15 protein-coding genes are annotated in these 16602 nt (G+C 62.2%); 10 read left to right on the top strand and 5 right to left on the bottom strand.

Annotated features, from left to right (window positions below; genetic code table 11):
* Nucleotides 1–22 precede the first annotated feature (22 nt).
* From G455_RS0110825 to G455_RS0110805, 5 genes are all read left to right on the top strand, one after another.
* Nucleotides 23–1531: a sugar ABC transporter ATP-binding protein gene (locus tag G455_RS0110825; protein ID WP_028093725.1), complete on the top strand. Its 1509-nt coding sequence runs from the start codon at nucleotides 23–25 to the stop codon at nucleotides 1529–1531.
* The gene (locus G455_RS0110820) at nucleotides 1528–2538 is read left to right on the top strand and encodes an ABC transporter permease (protein WP_028093724.1); all 1011 of its coding nucleotides are present in this window, start codon (nucleotides 1528–1530) and stop codon (nucleotides 2536–2538) included. The genes G455_RS0110825 and G455_RS0110820 overlap by 4 nt, the downstream gene beginning before the upstream one ends.
* Before the next feature lie 83 nt (nucleotides 2539–2621).
* On the top strand, nucleotides 2622–3374 hold the full coding sequence (locus tag G455_RS0110815; protein ID WP_028093723.1) for an alpha/beta fold hydrolase: 753 nt from the start codon (nucleotides 2622–2624) through the stop codon (nucleotides 3372–3374).
* Nucleotides 3375–3491: 117 nt separating this feature from the next.
* Nucleotides 3492–4205, top strand: coding sequence for an alpha/beta fold hydrolase (locus tag G455_RS0110810; protein ID WP_028093722.1), 714 nt, complete (start codon nucleotides 3492–3494; stop codon nucleotides 4203–4205).
* Nucleotides 4202–5437: a glycosyltransferase gene (locus G455_RS0110805; RefSeq protein ID WP_028093721.1), complete on the top strand. Its 1236-nt coding sequence runs from the start codon at nucleotides 4202–4204 to the stop codon at nucleotides 5435–5437. Before G455_RS0110810 ends, G455_RS0110805 begins: the two co-directional genes overlap by 4 nt.
* A 91-nt stretch (nucleotides 5438–5528) precedes the next feature.
* Here the strand turns inward: G455_RS0110805 and phaZ are convergent, their stop codons facing one another.
* A complete protein-coding gene (gene phaZ, locus G455_RS0110800; RefSeq protein WP_028093720.1) occupies nucleotides 5529–6833 on the bottom strand; it encodes a polyhydroxyalkanoate depolymerase in 1305 nt (434 codons plus the stop codon).
* A 111-nt stretch (nucleotides 6834–6944) separates the two neighbouring features.
* Here phaZ and phaC point away from each other — a divergent pair, with 111 nt between their 5' ends.
* The 5 genes from phaC to G455_RS23830 all read left to right on the top strand — a co-directional run bounded on the left by phaC (nucleotide 6945) and on the right by G455_RS23830 (nucleotide 11649).
* Entirely contained in the window at nucleotides 6945–8750 is a 1806-nt protein-coding gene (phaC, locus tag G455_RS0110795; protein WP_028093719.1) for a class I poly(R)-hydroxyalkanoic acid synthase, read from the top strand.
* Between the two features lie 130 nt (nucleotides 8751–8880).
* Nucleotides 8881–9324 (top strand): phasin, PhaP, encoded by a 444-nt coding sequence (locus tag G455_RS0110790; protein WP_028093718.1) that lies wholly within the window; start codon nucleotides 8881–8883, stop codon nucleotides 9322–9324.
* Between the two features lie 253 nt (nucleotides 9325–9577).
* Nucleotides 9578–10021, top strand: a complete 444-nt coding sequence (locus tag G455_RS0110785; protein ID WP_028093717.1) for a phasin family protein — start codon at nucleotides 9578–9580, stop codon at nucleotides 10019–10021.
* A 133-nt stretch (nucleotides 10022–10154) separates the two neighbouring features.
* Nucleotides 10155–10715 (top strand): polyhydroxyalkanoate synthesis repressor PhaR, encoded by a 561-nt coding sequence (phaR, locus tag G455_RS0110780; protein ID WP_028093716.1) that lies wholly within the window; start codon nucleotides 10155–10157, stop codon nucleotides 10713–10715.
* A gap of 103 nt (nucleotides 10716–10818) precedes the next feature.
* Entirely contained in the window at nucleotides 10819–11649 is an 831-nt protein-coding gene (locus tag G455_RS23830; RefSeq protein ID WP_051312377.1) for a trypsin-like serine peptidase, read from the top strand.
* A gap of 115 nt (nucleotides 11650–11764) precedes the next feature.
* Here G455_RS23830 and G455_RS0110770 read toward each other — a convergent pair whose 3' ends face one another.
* The 4 genes from G455_RS0110770 to G455_RS0110755 all read right to left on the bottom strand — a co-directional run bounded on the left by G455_RS0110770 (nucleotide 11765) and on the right by G455_RS0110755 (nucleotide 16547).
* Nucleotides 11765–12973 carry a DegT/DnrJ/EryC1/StrS family aminotransferase gene (locus G455_RS0110770; RefSeq protein WP_028093715.1) on the bottom strand — a complete coding sequence of 403 codons (1209 nt, stop codon included), beginning with the start codon at nucleotides 12971–12973 and terminating at the stop codon, nucleotides 11765–11767.
* Nucleotides 12974–13110: 137 nt separating this feature from the next.
* Nucleotides 13111–14421, bottom strand: coding sequence for an NAD(P)/FAD-dependent oxidoreductase (locus G455_RS0110765; RefSeq protein WP_028093714.1), 1311 nt, complete (start codon nucleotides 14419–14421; stop codon nucleotides 13111–13113).
* 84 nt (nucleotides 14422–14505) lie between these two features.
* Complete coding sequence (locus G455_RS0110760; protein WP_028093713.1) at nucleotides 14506–15867, bottom strand: glutamine synthetase family protein; 1362 nt, start codon at nucleotides 15865–15867, stop codon at nucleotides 14506–14508.
* Entirely contained in the window at nucleotides 15864–16547 is a 684-nt protein-coding gene (locus G455_RS0110755) for a type 1 glutamine amidotransferase (protein WP_028093712.1), read from the bottom strand. Before G455_RS0110755 ends, G455_RS0110760 begins: the two co-directional genes overlap by 4 nt.
* Nucleotides 16548–16602: the final 55 nt, after the last annotated feature.

Raw genomic sequence — 16602 nt, 5'->3', positions numbered from 1 at the left:
CGCATTCCTTCCGGAGGCGGAAATGCAATCAACAAAGCTGGTGGAAACACGCGGCCTGACCAAACGCTATCCCGGTGTGCTGGCCTTGAACGGGGTGGATTTCGATCTTGAGGCGGGCGAGGTCCATGTTCTCTTCGGCGAGAACGGGGCGGGAAAATCGACCCTGATCTCGATGCTCGCCGGGGCCAACAGCCCGACCGAGGGCACGATCACCCTGAACGGGCAGGCGCTGGCCTTTTCCTCGGTTGCCGATGCGCAGCGCGCCGGCATCTATACGGTGTTTCAGGAATTCTCGCTGATCCCGACCCTCACCGTGGCCGAGAACATCTTTCTGGGCTGGGAGCCGATGCGCGGCCCCTTCGTCGATCACCGGGCCATGCGCCGCCGTGCGCATGATATGTTCGAGGAGCTGGATTTCCCGATCGACCCCACCGCCATCACCGCGTCGCTGTCGCGGGCGCAACAGCAGATGGTCGAGATCACCAAGGCGTTTCACGGCGATCTCTCGGTGCTGATCCTCGATGAACCGACCGCCTCGCTCACCGACCGCGAGGTCGATCACCTGTTCGGCTTCATCGCCTCGCTCAAGGAACGCGGGGTGGGGATCATCTACATCTCGCACCGCATCCAGGAGTTCCAGCGCATCGCCGACCGGGTGACGGTGCTGCGCGACGGTGCCAGGATCGGCACCGTGGCAATGGCCGAGACCGACGAACATGCACTGGTCGAGATGATGACCGGTCGCGCCATCACCGAGATTTACCCGCAGATCGCCCATACGCCCGGTGACGTGCTGGCGACGGCCGAGGGGCTGGTGACGTCCGGCGTCTCCGCGGCGTCTCTGGAGATCCGCGCGGGCGAGGTGCTGGGGATCGCAGGCCTCGTGGGCTCGGGCAAATCACGGCTCTTTCGCGCGATGATGGGGCTGGCGCCCCGGCTCGGCGGTAAGGTCACGCTGAAGGGCCAGGATGTTACCCGTGCCCCGACCCGGGCGATTCTCAAGGCGGGGATGTATTACCTGTCTCCCGACCGCAAGGCCGAGGGGCTCGATCTGGCGAAGACCTCGAACGACAACCTGGCCCTCAATCTGGTGATGGGCGGCACGGGCGTGTCGAGGATGGGCTTCATCAACTGGAAAGAGGTCCGGGCCGAAAGCGCGCGGATCGCGGATTATGTCGAACTTCATGCGGGGTATCGGCCCAAGCTGGTGTCGCAGCTATCGGGCGGCAACCAGCAGAAGGTGCTGTTCGGCAAATGCTTCGGGCAGGAGGCCGACATCTATGTCTTCGACGAACCGACGGTCGGCGTCGATATGGGCACGCGTTCGGCCCTCTACCGGCTGATCCAGCAATTGGCCGAGGCCGGCAAGGCGGTGGTGGTGATCTCCTCCGACCTGCCGGAAGTGCTGAACCTGTCGCACCGGATGCTGGTGCTGGCACATGGTCGGATTTCGGCCGAACTGAGCGGGGACGAGATGGTGGAGGAGCTGGTCCTGAAACATTTCTTCGATGAGAGCGGAGCCAAGGCATGAGCGAGCAAAGCAAAAAATACGGCGCGGGAGGTCTGATCAAGCGCGTTTTCGTCAAGGTGGGCGTTCTGCCGTTCTTCCTGTTGGCGGCGCTGGTGATCTTCACTGCGTTGTCGTCGAAATTCCTGACCGGGCAGAACCTGGTCAATGTGGCACGGCAATCGGTCTATCTGGTGCTGGTGTCGCTAGGGCAGATGCTGGTGCTGATCTCCGGCGGGTTCGACCTGTCGGTGGGCACTGCGATCGCGCTGACCTCGGTGGTCTCGGCCTCGGCCATGGTGTTCTTCGCAGGCCTCTTTCCGGATGCGATCTGGCTGGCGATCCTCTTGGGGGCCTTCGCGGGCTTTGCCGCGGCGCTGCTGGTGGGGATGGTGAATGGCCTCGGTGTCGCCTATTTCGACGTCTCGCCCTTCATCATGACGCTGGGCGTCTCCTCGGTGGGCGCGGGACTGGCGCTGTTTCTCACCGGTGGCGTGCCGGTCTCTGGCCTGCCGTTTGAATTCGCCGATACCTTCGGTTTCGGGCGGCTCTGGGGGATACCGGTGCCGGTGCTGATCGCGGTGATCTGCATCGTCGTGATGTGGGTCTTCATGTCGCGTACCCGGCTTGGCACCCAGATCTACGCGGTCGGCGGCAATCTCAAGGCGGCGCATCTGTCGGCGATCAACACCAAGCGTACCTTGATGCTGGCCTATATGGTCTGCGCGCTAATCGCCTCGCTCACCGGTCTCTTGCTGACCGCGCGGGTTGAATCGGGCGAGGCGAACCTGGGCGGCACCATCGCGCTGGAATCCATCGCCGCCTGCGTGATCGCCGGCGTCTCTCTGCGCGGTGGTATCGGTCGGGTGGAAAACGTGGTGCTGGGGGCCTTCTTCATCGTGCTGGTGCAAAACGGCATGAACTTGGCGCAGGTCAGCTCCTACATGCAGATGGTACTGCTGGGGGTGCTGCTGATCCTGGCGGTGATCTTCGATCAGCTCCGCTATCGCATCATCATGAGCGGGCGCTAAACACCTTTGGCGCCGGGCCGCATTCCACATTGCGGCCCGGCGCCACTGCCGGCATGATATTTTACAAGTGTAAGGAGACGTGCATGCCAGCCACCACTTTTCTCGACAGCCCGCAGGGCCGCAAGCTTGCCTATCACCGGACCGAGGGGCAGGGGCCCTGGGTGGTGTTCCTGGGCGGGTTGAAATCCGACATGGAGGGCACCAAGGCCACCCATCTGGAGGCCTGGGCCAAGGCACGCGGGCAGGCCTTTCTGCGGTTCGACTACTCCGGGCATGGTGAAAGCTCCGGCCTGTTCGAAGAGGGCGCCATCGGCGATTGGCACGAGGATACGCTGGCCGTTGTCGAGGCTCTGACCGATGGGCCGATCATCCCGGTCGGCTCTTCGATGGGCGGCTGGCAGGCGCTGCTGCTGGCCCGTGCCAAGCCTGAGAGGATCAAGGGTGTGGTCACCGTGGCTGCGGCCCCGGATTTCACCGAAGATGGCTATTGGGCCAATTTCTCGCCCATTCAGAAGGCCCGGCTCAGGGCCGATGGTTATGTGGAACTGCCTTCGGATTACATGGAACCCTATCGGGTTTCGAAGCGGATGATCCTCGATGGTCGCGACCACCTGGTGCTGCGCGACCCATTGCCGTTGCCTTTCCCGGTGCGCTGCCTGCAGGGCACGGCGGATAGCGCGGTTTCCACCGCCACCGCGCTCAGATTGCTGGATCACGCGACATGCGACGACATGCGGCTGACGCTGGTCAAGGATGCCGATCACCGCTTTTCCGACGGTCCCTGCCTGGGGATGATCGAGGCCGCGATCGAGGATATTCTGCACCCGGCCGGTTGAACACGACAGCCGTGTCGGTCGGGGAAAGCCGCTTGCCCGCCGGGCAGGAAATCCGCATGGTATCCGTACTTCTGTGGCCCGCCGTTTGGCGAAGGGGGGCGGAGAAAAGGGTATTCTATGACCGAGGCGTTGGTTTTGCTGCCGGGCATGATGTGCGATTCGCGTGTTTTTACATCGCAGATCAATGCGTTGTCGCGAGATCGTGCCGTCATGGTGGCGCCGATTACCCAAGGCGAGAGGGTGGAGGAGATCGCCTCGGCGCTGATCGACGTTCTGCCGCAGCGCTTTGCGCTGGCCGGGCTCGGTCTGGGCGGAGTGGTGGCGATGGAAATCTTGCGCCGGGTGCCGGACCGGGTGCGGCGATTGTGTCTGATGGCGACCCATCCATTGGCGGAAAGTCCGACCGAGGCCGCCGCGCGCGAGCCGAAGATCGTCGGAGCTCGGGCCGGGCGGTTCGACGAGGTCATAGCTGGTTTGATCCCGCCTGACAGTCTTGCCCCGGGGGCGGGGCGGATTACTGTGCGCGCCGGCCTTCGCGCCATGGCCATGGATTTGGGGCCGGAAATCTTCGTCCGTCAGTCTCGTGCGTTGCAACGCCGCCGCGACCAGCAAAGTACATTGCGCAAATACAGGGCACCGACGCTGATCCTGTGCGGGGGCCATGATGGGGTGACGCCGATCCGGCGCCACGAAGTGATGGCCGACCTGATGCCCGCGGCGCGGCTCGAGGTGATCGAGAGCGCCGGCCACCTGCCACCGCTCGAGGCGCCTGAGCTCACCACGGCGGCGCTACGCGACTGGTTGCAGGCCCCCTCGGGGGGGCGAGCGTGAGCGGCCATCCCAAGGCCGGGGCACTACTGCTCTATGCGCCGGTGCCGGTCTATGAGTGGGAGGGAGAGCTCTGGATCGAAGCCCAGGCGATCAACGGGCTGCGGCTCTGGGCGGTTCATTTCGAAACGGTGGTGGCGATGATGCCGCTGGCGCCGGGGCCGCCGCCGCAGGGGTGGCTGTGCGCTGCCGATCATGCCGAGGCGCTTGGGCGGGTACGGATCGAACCGCTGCCGATGGCCTATCGTCCCGATGTGTTCCTGCGCTGCCTGCCGGCCACCCGGCGCCGGATCAAGGCGCTGATCGCCGAGGCGCAATACCTCAGCTTTGCCATCGGTGGGTTGTTCGGCGACTGGGGGGCGGTAGCGGCGCTGGCCGCGCATCGCATGGGGCGGCCATTCGCGGTCTGGACTGACAGGATCGAATCCCAGGTGATCCGGGTGATGCCCAAGGATGCCAGTTGGCGCCGCCGCTTGCGGGTCTGGCTCACGCATCGCCCGATGGCCTGGCTTGAACGCAGGGTGGTGCGCCGCGCCGCATTGGGGCTGTTTCACGGGCGCGAGACCTATGAGCATTATGCGCCCTACAGCGGAAATCCGCATCTGGTGCATAATATTCACATCGGTGTGAAGGATCATATTTCCCCCGACCGCCTGACTGCCAAGCTGGCCGAGGTGCGCGCTGGCGCGCCGTTGCGAGTGCTCTATGTCGGGCGGGCAGAGATGATGAAGGGGCCACTGGATTGGCTTGCCGCGCTTGACGGGTTGCGGCAGCGGGGTGTCGACTTTCAGGCCGAATGGATTGGCGACGGCGCAATGATGCCGGAAATGCGCCTGCGGATCGAGGCTCTCGGCCTTGCGGGCCGGGTCGAGCTCAGGGGATTTGTGTCGGATCGCGCCCGTATCATCGAGGCCTATCGGGCCGCGCATGTTTTCCTGTTCTGCCATTTGACGCCGGAATCACCCCGGTGCCTGATCGAGGCGCTGATTTCAGGCACGCCGCTGATCGGCTACGAGGGCGGATTTGCCCAGGATCTGATCGCTGCCCATGGCGGTGGCCTGCTGGAGCCGCAGCGGGATACCACCAGCCTGTCCGACAGCTTGGCGGAGCTGGCAGGGGACCGGTCCAGCCTGGCCGCTTTGATCGGGCGTGCGGCGCAGGATGGGGCGCCCTTCACCGATGAGATGGTCTTTCGGCATCGCTGTGATCTGATCAAGACGCATCTGGCGGGCTGAACGAACTGTCGCGCAGCCAAGCCGGGGAAAAGAAAACGCAGGGGAATTGCCCCTGCGTGATCGTTTTACCTGGGGTCCGGAAGCTGCGGGATCAGACCGCAGCCGCATTTCTGTTGGCCGCATTCTGTGCCGCGGAACCGGGCTGCCGGCGGCGCTGGGAACGTTTGGTGTTGTTCTTGTTCATGAACTGCAACACCAGGGGGCGGATATTGTCGCGCCACGAACGGCCGGCAAAAATGCCGTAATGGCCGGCGCCGGGTTCCAGGTGCTGGGCTTTCATGCTGTCCGGAAGCCCGGAGCACAGGGCCAGTGCCGCGACGCATTGACCGGGGGCGGAAATGTCATCATTGGCGCCCTCGACCGTCATCACCGCCACATTGGTGATCTTGCCGGTATCGACCTTGTGCCCGTCGACGATGAATTCATTCTTGGCGATTTCACCATTCTTGAAGACACGCTCGACCGTCGACAGGTAGAATTCCGCCGTCATGTCCATCACCGCCAGATATTCGTCGTAAAAGCGGTTGTGGGCGTCGTGGTCCGATGCCTCGCCGCGCATTTCGCGACGGATTTGGTTCGAGAAGGCCTCGGAATGGCGATCGGCGTTCATCGACATGAAGGAGGTGAGCTGCAGGAGACCGGGATAGACCATCCGGCCGACGCCCTTGTACTTGAAGCCAACCCGCTGGATCGCGGTTTCCTCAAGATGGCCCATGGTGACGCGGCGACCGAAGTCGGTAACCTCGGTAGGGGTGGCGTCAGGGTCGATCGGGCCACCGATCAGCGTCATGGTCAATGGCTGGGCATCCGGGTCCTGCTCGGCCAGATAGGCGGTGGCGGCCAGCGCCAGCGGTGCCGGCTGGCAGACCGCGATCACATGGGTGTCGGGGCCCAGATGGCGCATGAAGTCCATCAGGTAGAGCGTATAATCCTCGACATCGAACTTGCCGCAGGACACCGGAATGTCGCGGGCGTTGTGCCAGTCGGTGACATAGAGTTCGCAATCGGGCAGCAGGCTGGCCACGGTGGAACGCAAGAGCGTCGCGTAATGGCCCGACATCGGCGCGACCAGCAGAACCTTGCGCTGCTGGATGTCGCGGCCCGGAACCTTGAAATAGATCAGATCGCCGAAGGGCTTTTCCACCACGGTCTGAACTTCGACAACGTGATCTTTACCATCTTCGCACGTAACCGTCCGGATACCCCAGTCGGGTTTCGCGACCATTCGCTGGAATGACCGCTCGGTCACCCGACCCCAGGCTGCCATCCAGTTCAACGTCGGGTTCGGGATCATGGCAAAGGCGGGGTAGGAGGCGAAAGATTGAGCAGTGGCACCCAGCCATTGATTGGCGTTTCGGGCGGACTCCATGAGATCATAGGTCATCATGTAGCGCATTCAGGTCTCCTTGGCTTTTATGACGACGCAAATTGGACCAAACGCCGCTTTGCCTCCCGAACGTGGCGACGGTATCCTGCGTATGAGAGAGAGTAGGGGGGATTCGTTAAAATGACAACTGTACCCGATGTGGGCGGCCCGGTACCGGGGGAGCATCTGGACCGGCTGACCGAGAACCTTTCCAAAGTCGAAGCGCTGTCTAAGCGGCTGATCGACGTGATGACGCACAAGACATCTCACAATCCTGGATTGAATACTCCCGATCACGGGGTGTTTACCAAGGCAGCGGCAGCCTATTGGGCTCAGGCCGTGCAGAACCCCGCCAAGGTGTTGGAGCATCAGATCGAATATTGGGGCAAGTCGGTAAAGCATTTCGCCGAGGCTCAGCAAGCGCTGGCCAGCGGCAAGCTGGTGGCGCCGGCGGATCCCGGCCCGCGCGACCGGCGGTTTGCCAATCCGCTGTGGGACACGCATCCTTATTTCAACTTCATCAAGCAGCAATATCAGATCAACGCAGAGGCGATTGAACAGGCAGTCGCCAGTGTCGATACGATCGACGAGATCGAAAAGCGGCGATTGAAGTATTTCGCGCGCCAGATCGTCGATCTGATGTCACCAACAAATTACCTGGCGACAAACCCGGATGCACTGGAACGCGCGCTTGAGACCGAAGGGCAATCGCTGGTCGACGGGCTGGAGAATCTGATCGCCGATCTCGAAGCGAACCAGGGCGAACTGGTGGTGCGGCTGGCCGATGAAAGCGCCTTCCAGGTTGGCGGCAATATCGCCACCTCGCCCGGAGAGGTGGTCTATCGCAACCGGATGATGGAAATCGTCCAGTACAGCCCGACCACAGAGACGGTGCATGAAATCCCCATCGTGTTGTTCCCGCCTTGGATCAACAAGTTCTATATCCTCGACCTCAAGCCGCAGAACAGCCTGATCAAGTGGATCGTCGAACAGGGCTATACGCTCTTTGTGGTAAGTTGGGTCAATCCCGACGAGAGCTATGCCGACGTCGGCATGGAAGATTACATCGAGGACGGTTTCCTGACCGCGCTGCGCGAGGTCAAGGCCATCTGCAAGACCGAGCAGGTCAATGCGGTGGGCTATTGCATCGCCGGGACCACTCTGGCGCTGGTGCTGGCGCTCTTGCACAAGCGTGGCGACAAGTCGGTGAAATCCGCCACCTTCTTCACCACGCTGACCGATTTCGCCGATCAGGGCGAATTCACCCCCTTCTTGCAGAATGATTTTGTCGATGCGATCGAGGAGGAGGTGAAGGAAAAGGGGATCTTGCGCTCTTACATCATGGCGCGCACCTTCTCGTTCCTCAGGTCGAACGATCTGATCTACAGCCCGGCGATCCGCAGCTACATGATGGGCGAGGCGCCTCCGGCCTTCGATTTGCTGTTCTGGAACGGTGACGGCACCAATTTGCCGGGCAAGATGGCGGTGCAATATCTGCGCGGGCTGTGTCAGCGCAATGAATTCTGCTCCGACGGGTTTGAACTGTGCGGCGAAACCTTGCGGGTCAAGGACGTGACCGTGCCGCTGATGTCGATTTCCTGCGAGACAGATCATATCGCTGCCTGGCGCGACTGCTATCGCGGCGTGCGACAGATGGGATCGCGCTCGAAGCAGTTCATCGTGTCGCAATCGGGCCATGTCGCCGGCATCGTCAACCCGCCCAGCAAGAAGAAATATGGTCACTACACCAATCCGGATCTGAGTGGGGATGCCGAAACCTGGATGAACGGGGCCACCTTCAACGAAGGGTCCTGGTGGCCGCAGTGGGGGGCCTGGCTGTCGAAGCGGGCGGGGAAGCAGGTGCCGGCTCGCGTTCCGGGTGATTCGGAGCATCCGAGCCTCGGCGCGGCTCCGGGGACCTATGTGGCCTCGACGACAAGCCTCTGATCTCGGCTGAAAATTCCAAAACTTTTCTGCATCGCAGCGAATTTCCTTGAAATGCTGCGCTGCAGCATGCATATTGTCTGTAGCTGAACAAACGCGGGATACTCCCGAACAGCGCGTAAGGATTGTGACAATGGCAAAGACTCAAGATTTCACCGCGATGATGAAAGATGTGATGGGTGCCTTTCCGGTGGACACCACCGCGATGGAAGATGCATTCAAAACCACTGCGGCCCTGAACGAGAAACTGTCGGCCGTGGCGATCGAAGCGGCGGAAAAGACCTCGGAGATTTCGTCCGCCTGGGCCAAGGACACCCTGTCCAAGCTCGCCGATGTCTCGAAGGCGAAGGCCGAGCCGGCAGACTACGCCAAGGCATTCAGTGATTTCGCCTCGGCCTCGGCTGAAGTTGCCGCCGAGAACATGGCCGCCTTTGCCGAAATCGCCAAGAAAGTGCAGATGGACACCGTCGAGCTGCTGATGGCTGCCGGGAAAGACATGACCCAGGACGCCACTGCTGCGGTGAAGAAGGCCACCGAAGAGGTGACCGCCGCCGCCAAGAAAGCCGCCGCGAAATAAATCGCGCGCCACGGATCGCAAGCCTGCACCCCTCTCCTCCCAACCGGTGCAATTTGCGAAGGGCAGGTCGAAAGAACTGCCCTTTTTTCGTGCTCATCGTGCTAAAGTAGGGAGGGAGGGCGAAAAATGCTGCAGCGCAGAAAATACCCTCTTGAAATGCTGCGATGCAGCATTCATATTCCTGTCAGCAACCATGGGCATGATGACGGCAGCAGGCCATACCGCGGGCCCCAATCGAATAAGGAAATTGACTATGACCAATACCAAGGATTTCGCCGACATGATGAAGGACCTGATGGGAAAGAGCTTTCCTGTCGACATGTCCGCGATGGAAGAGGCATTCAAAACCTCGGCCTCGCTGAACGAAAAGCTGTCCTCTGTTGCATTGGAAGCGGCTGGAAAATCGGCTGAAATCTCGAACAAATGGGCCAAGGACACCCTGTCCAAGCTGAACGTGATGTCCCGCGCCAAGTCTGAACCGGCCGATTATGCCAAGGCGATGAGCGATTTTGCTTCTGCTTCGGCCGAAGTCGCCGCCGAAAACATGGCCGCCTTCGCCGAAATCGCCAAGAAGGTGCAGATGGATACCGTTGAGCTGCTGATGGCTGCTGGCAAGGACGTGACCGAAGATGCCAGCGCGGCCATGAAAAAGGCCACCGAAGGCGTGGCAGCGGCAGCGAAAAACGCCACCAAGTAAATGTATTGTCCCGGATATTCCGGGCAGATGAAAATGCACAAGACTTGGGCGGGCAGCTCTGTCCCGCCCTTTCTTTTTGTTTTCCGCTCGCATAGTGTTTTCCGCAAGCATCGTGTCTCGTGGAGGGCAAGACGTGGCCGAAGACCAAAAACCTCTGTTGATCAAGCGGTATGCGAGCCGCCGGCTCTATAATACCGAAACCAGCGATTACGTGACGCTGGAAGATATCGCGGGGTTTATCCGCAGCGGTCGCGAGGTGCAGATTGTCGATCTGAAGACTGGCGACGATCTGACTCGGCAATATCTGCTGCAGATCATCGCCGAACATGAAAGCCGCGGTGAAAACGTCCTGCCGGTGACTGTGCTGAACGATCTGGTGCGCAGCTATATGGTGCCGGGCGGCGGGATGATGCCGCAATTTCTCCAAAGCTCCTTCGAAATGCTGCGTGAAAGCCAGTCGAAGATGATGGAAAACATGAACGCCATGAACCCGATCGCCAAGATCCCCGGGTTCGAGGCGATGAAAGCCCAGCAAGAGGCGTTTCTCAAGGCCATGACCGGTGGATTGTCGGGCAGCTGGTCCGGTCCTGAGCCCGAGACATCGGGCAAGGAGGGCGGCAAGGGAGGCGAGGATCTGGATGCGATAAAGCACCAACTGGCCGAATTGCAGGAACGTCTCTCAAAGCTCAAATAAGCCATGCCGCCACCCAGGGCGAGGCGGGGGCATTGCTGGGCAAGGGCTTGACCGAGGGCCATCTCTTTACGCTCTCCCTGAGGGAGCTCGCAATCAGGAGGCCATGACGGTGATCCGATCCTTCGTTCCAGCGGTTCTGGCGATCTGCTGGGCCGTCTCTGCTGCGGCCTCGGACCCCGCGCGCCCGGACACAGGGCCGTTGCGCGATGAGGTCTTTACTCCGGCGTTGGATGCGATTTGCGGGCGGGGTGAGCAGTTGTCTGCCGGCTGCGCGGCAATCCGCGCGCGGCGGATCGTGGAGGCCTCTCAGGCGCCCTGGTCCCGGATCGGTCGGGTCAATTTCGCCAGCCGCGAGGTGCGCCAGCATTGTACCGGGGCCCTTGTCGGCGAGCGGTTGGTGCTGACTGCAGCGCATTGCCTTTACAGTTTCCCGCGCAAGGCCTGGATCCCGGCATCGAGCCTGCACTTCGCGGCCGGTTATCAACGTGGGCAGGCGGTGGCGCAGGCGCAGGTCCGGGGCTATGTCCTTGGGCCGGGCCAGAATACCGACAGCCGCGATTTTCGCGGCGGGGTGATGCGGGACTGGGCTTTGCTTGAACTCGAAGAACCGATCGGGCGCGATCTGGGCTTTCTGCCACTGGTCCGCCCCGAGGTGGGGGAGCCGGTCATGCTGGCAGGCTATGCCGGGTTGCGCCCGCATGTGCTGTCTCTGGCGGAGGATTGCGGCGGCTGGCGTCCGTTCGAATCCGAGGGGGTGGCACTGACCGATTGCTCGGCGATGCCTGGCGATTCCGGCGCGCCCTTGCTGGTGCAGAGGGAGGGGGAGCTTGGCGTGGCCGGGGTGTTTTCCACCATCGTGACGACCGACACGGAGGCGGTATACAGCCTCGCCGTCATGACATCGGTTTTCGAAGCGGCGATCACGGGCCAGTAGCGGGGACAGGCCAGTTGTCAGGATGGGCCAGTCGCAGGGGCGGAATAGAAAAGGGCCGCGGCATTGCGCGGCCCCCTGCATATGTGATCGGGCGCTGCCTTGGGCCTTGGTCGTTTCAGGCGGCAACCGGGGCGGCGGCCTCGGCGGCGGCAGCGATCAGAACCTCAGCGATGGCATCAAGTTGATCGGGCTTCAGATAGACCGGCAGCCGCACATCGCAGGCGCGCATCAGCATGGCGCGGGTTTGCGGCAGCTCGGGCAGGTCGGGGATGAACTGCCAGTTCCAGAAGGCGCGGGCGTTGTCCGTGCTCATCCCGAAAACCTGTACCTTGACGCCCGCGGCGGCGGCGGCATCGGCAAAGGCGCGGGTCTGGGCACCATCCATGCCCACCAGGTTGAACTGGATCGAATCCGGGGCGCGCACCTCGGGTCCCAGCGGATCGGGCACCGACAGGAAGGGCGAGGTGTTCAGCCTGGCCGCCACATAGTCGTGATTGCGGCGCCCGTCTTCGACGCGGCGCATCAGTTCGGGCAATTGCGGCCGGATCACCGCCGCCGACAGGTTGCTCATCCGCAGGTTATAAAGCGGAAGCTGGTTCTGCCAGCGTTCGAAGGCAAGTTGCAGCGTCTCGCTGTTATCGCCATGCGGGCCCTTGTGCTTTTTCCAATTGTGCTCATAGGCGCCCGACATGATCACCGCACGGGCGACCAGATCGGCGTCGTCGGTGATCATGATGCCGCCTTCGCCGGCGTTGATCATCTTGTAGGACTGGAAGGAAAAACAGCCGATCTTGCCGATGGTGCCGATATTCTTACCGTCCCAGACGGTGCCCAGCGAATGCGCCGCATCCTCGATCACCGGGATGTCGCGCGCCGCGCACAGCGTCATGATCGCATCCATGTCGCTGGTGTGGCCGCGCATGTGGCTGATGATGACGGCGGCGATATCCTGATCCAGCTTGGTTTCGAAATCTGCCAGGTCGATCCGGTAATTGTCCTTCACCTCGCAAAGCACCGGATAGCAATCCGCATGCACCACCGAAGAGGGGACCGCGGCGAAGGTGAACCCGGGGATCAGCACCCGGGCGTCGCGCGGCAGGTTCAGCGCCTTCAGCGATAGAAACAGCGCCGCCGAGCAGGAGGAGACTGCGAGCGCGTATTTCGAACCGATCATGTCGGCGAATTCACGCTCAAGCAGGGCCACCGGCGCGTCCTGCGGTGCGGTATAACGGAACAGATCGCCCGATTGTAGCAGCGCATCAATCGCATCGCGGGCCGCAGGGGGGATGGGTTCGGCGTCGTGGACGTTCGGGATAAGGGCCATATTTGGAATTCCTGAATTGAACCTTCGGGAAAGGTAAAACAGATGTTCCAAGATGCCAAGCGCACAAAAGGACAGAGGGGACAGAAAACGCCCCTTTGCCCGCGTCGTGTCGCAGATCGGATGAAATCAGAAGGCGATCAAATTCCCAATCGGTCGCGCAGACCGAACCAGGTCATCGCCAGCACCAGCAGAGGATTGCGCAGTGCGGTTCCGCCGGGGAACGGCGTGTTGGGAATGCGTGCCATGGTGTCGAACCCCGTCGCCTCGCCCCGTACTGCCTGAGCCATCAGGTATCCTGCATGGGTGGCAGTACCGACCCCGTGACCGGAATAGCCCGAGGCAGAAAGCATATTGGGCGCCACCCGTGCCAGGTAGGGCATCCGCTTCATGGTGATCGCCAGGGTGCCGCCCCAGGCATAATCGACACGCACATCTTTCAGATGCGGATAGATCTCCAGCATCGGTTTGCGCACCAGGTCCTCAATGCTCGCCGGAAAGCGATAGCCATAGTTTTCGCCGCCGCCGAACAACAGCCGCCCGTCGGCACTGAGGCGGAAGTAATTCACCACAAACCGGCTGTCGGCCACTGCGATGTCCTTGGTTAGGATCCTGGCGGTCTCGGTGCCAAGGGGCTCGGTCGCGACGATGAAATTGTTGATCGGCATGACGCGGGTCGCCACCCTCGGTTCCAACCCGCCGAGATAGCCGTTGCAGGCCAGGATCACGTGATCGGCAGTTACCTCGCCCTGCGGGCAGCGCAGCCGAGCGCGCGGGCCTTTTTCGATCTCCCGAACCTCGGTCATCTCGTGGATGCGCACGCCGGCGTCCCGCGCCGCCCGTGCCAGTCCCAGCGCATAGTTCAGCGGATGCAGATGGCCTGCGTCCCAATCGACGATGCCGCCCTTGTAATCGGGCGAGGGGCAGAGATCGTGAAAGGCCTCTCTCCCCAGGATGTCGATATGCTCATAGCCATAGCGGTCCTGCAGGTGCTTGGCATAATCGTGCAGATGGCTGACATCGCTTTTCGACGACCCCGCCCAGGCGACACCCGGTTTCAGGTCGCAGTCGATGTTGTGGCGCTGGATCAGCCCCTTGACCACCGCCTTGGCTTCCTCGGCCAGACGCCACAGCTTGTCGGCCTCGGCCTGGCCGCTCATCTTCTCGACGATGTCCTGGGGCTGGCGTTGACCGCTGCCCAATTGCCCGCCGTTGCGCCCCGATGCGCCGAAGCCGACGCGGTTGGCCTCGAGCAGCACGACATCCATCCCGGCTTCGGCCAGATGCAGCGCCGCCGATAGGCCGGTATAGCCGGCCCCGACCACCACCACATCGGCATGGGTATGACCCGAGAGCGCCGGAAAGGGATCGAGCAGGGGGGCCGTCGCCGCATACCAACTGTTCGGATAGCTGCCCGGTTTGTCGTTGGAATAAAGCAGGTTCAGGCCCATGCCGGTCCTTTCCGCGCACGCAGGCGCCGTCTTTCGTGCAGATTGTCTTGGTCCTTGCCGGGGCCCGGTCCGACCCCTGCGGGGTCAGACGTTCAGCAGCAGATGCTCCCGCTCCCAAGGCGAGATCACTTGCAGATACTCTTCATACTCCAGCCGCTTGACGATGCTGTAGACGCGGCAGAATTCGCCGCCCAGCATGTGGCGCAGATCGTCGGACTCATCGAACAGGTCGAGCGCCTGGCCCATGACCTGCGGGATGTCGGGTTCACCATTATAGGCATCGCCGCGCTGCTGCTTGTCGGGCCGGATTTCCTGCGTCATGCCGAGATAGCCGCAGGCGAGGCTGGCGGCGATGCCCAGATAGGGGTTGCAGTCCATGCCCGCCAGACGGTTCTCGACCCGCCGCGCCTCGGGCGAGGAGATCGGCACGCGGATGCCGGTGGTGCGGTTGTCGCGGCCCCAGCTCAGGTTGATCGGCGCGGCCTGTTCGCGCACATAGCGGCGATAGGAGTTCACGTAGGGCGCCAGCACCGCGATCGCCGCCGGCAGATGCCGCTGCAGGCCGCCGATGAAGTGAAAGAACATGTCCGTCTCACCGCCCTGCGGCCCGACGAAGAGGTTCTGCTTCTTCGAGCGGTCCATGACCGAATGGTGCACATGCATGGCGCTGCCCGGTTCGTCGGCGATGGGTTTGGCCATGAAGGTGGCGAAACAATCATGGCGCAGCGCCGCTTCGCGGATCAGGCGCTTGAAATAGAATACCTCGTCGGCCAGCTTCACCGGATCGCCGTGGCGCAGGTTGATCTCCAACTGCCCGGCGCCGCCTTCCTGGGTGATGCCGTCGATTTCCATCCCCATGGCCTCGGCAAAGTCATAGATGTCATCAATCACCGGGCCGAATTCGTCCACCGCAGTCATCGAATAGGCCTGGCGCGCCGCTGCCGGGCGGCCGGAGCGGCCCATCATCGGCTGGATTTCCTTGGCCGGGTCGGTGTTGCGGGCGACCAGATAGAATTCCATCTCGGGTGCCACCACCGGCTCCCAGCCCTTGTCACGATACATCTGCACCACGCGTTTCAGCACGTTGCGCGGGCTGAAGGGAATCGGATCGTTGTCGCGGTCATAAGCGTCATGGATCACCTGCAACGTCCAGTCGCCGGTCCAGGGGGCGGCGGTTGCAGTGGACATGTCGGGGCGCAGGATCATGTCGCGTTCGATGAACCCGTCCTCGCCTGCGGCCTCGCCCCAGTCGCCGGTGATGGTCTGGAAGAAGATGCTGTCGGGCAGATGGAAATAGGGCTGGCGGGCAAATTTCGTCGCCGGCACCGCCTTGCCGCGGGCAATGCCGGGCAGGTCGCCGATGATACATTCCACCTCGTCCAGGCGGCGGCCCTCAAGATAGGCCTCGGCGGCTTGCGGCAGGTCTTTCATCCAGTCGGTGGTCATGCGGACCTCTTGCCTTTCAGGAATTCGGCCATGAATTGCGCGATGCGATCATTATCCACCGGCGCGTCGAGCTGATCTTCGGCGCGTTCCAGCAGCGGTTCGGGGACCACTCCATGCCCCCGGGTGTCGATCAGCCCCTTGATGAATGCGGGGCGGAACTCCGGATGGGGCTGCACGGTCCAGACATTGTTGCCATAGGCAACGATGGCGTTCTTGCAAAAGTCGTTGCCGGCCAGAACCCGGGCGCCTTCGGGCAGTTCGGTGACCTGATCCTGATGCCAGGCATTCAGCATGACCGGGGCACCGTCCAGCATGTATTGCTGGCGTCCCACCGACCAGCCGCCGGCGAATTTCTCGACCTTGCCGCCAAGGGCCTGGGCGATGATCTGATGGCCAAAGCAGATGCCGATCAGCGGCTTGCCGCTGGCCGTAATGTCGCGGATCAACTGTTCCAGCGGCGGAATCCAGGGGTGATCTTCGTAAGCACCATGGCGCGACCCGGTGACGATCCAGCCGTCGGCGGCCTCGGTCCCGGAGGGGAAGACGCCGTCGACCACAGGAAAGATCCCGTATTCGAAGCCATTGCCGTCGAGCAGATTTTCAAAGAGCCGATCATAATCGCCCAGCGGTGCGATCAGCGGATCGGGGGAGTGGCCGGTTTGCAGGATGCCGATTTTCATAGATCACCAGGTTATGGCTGTCGTGAGAGTAGTGAGCGCACGGCGTTCGGGCAAG

The sequence above is a fragment of the Pseudodonghicola xiamenensis DSM 18339 genome (assembly GCF_000429365.1).
GTDB classification, from domain to species: Bacteria; Pseudomonadota; Alphaproteobacteria; order Rhodobacterales; family Rhodobacteraceae; genus Pseudodonghicola; species Pseudodonghicola xiamenensis.
This window is presented reverse-complemented; position numbering and strand designations above follow the sequence as displayed.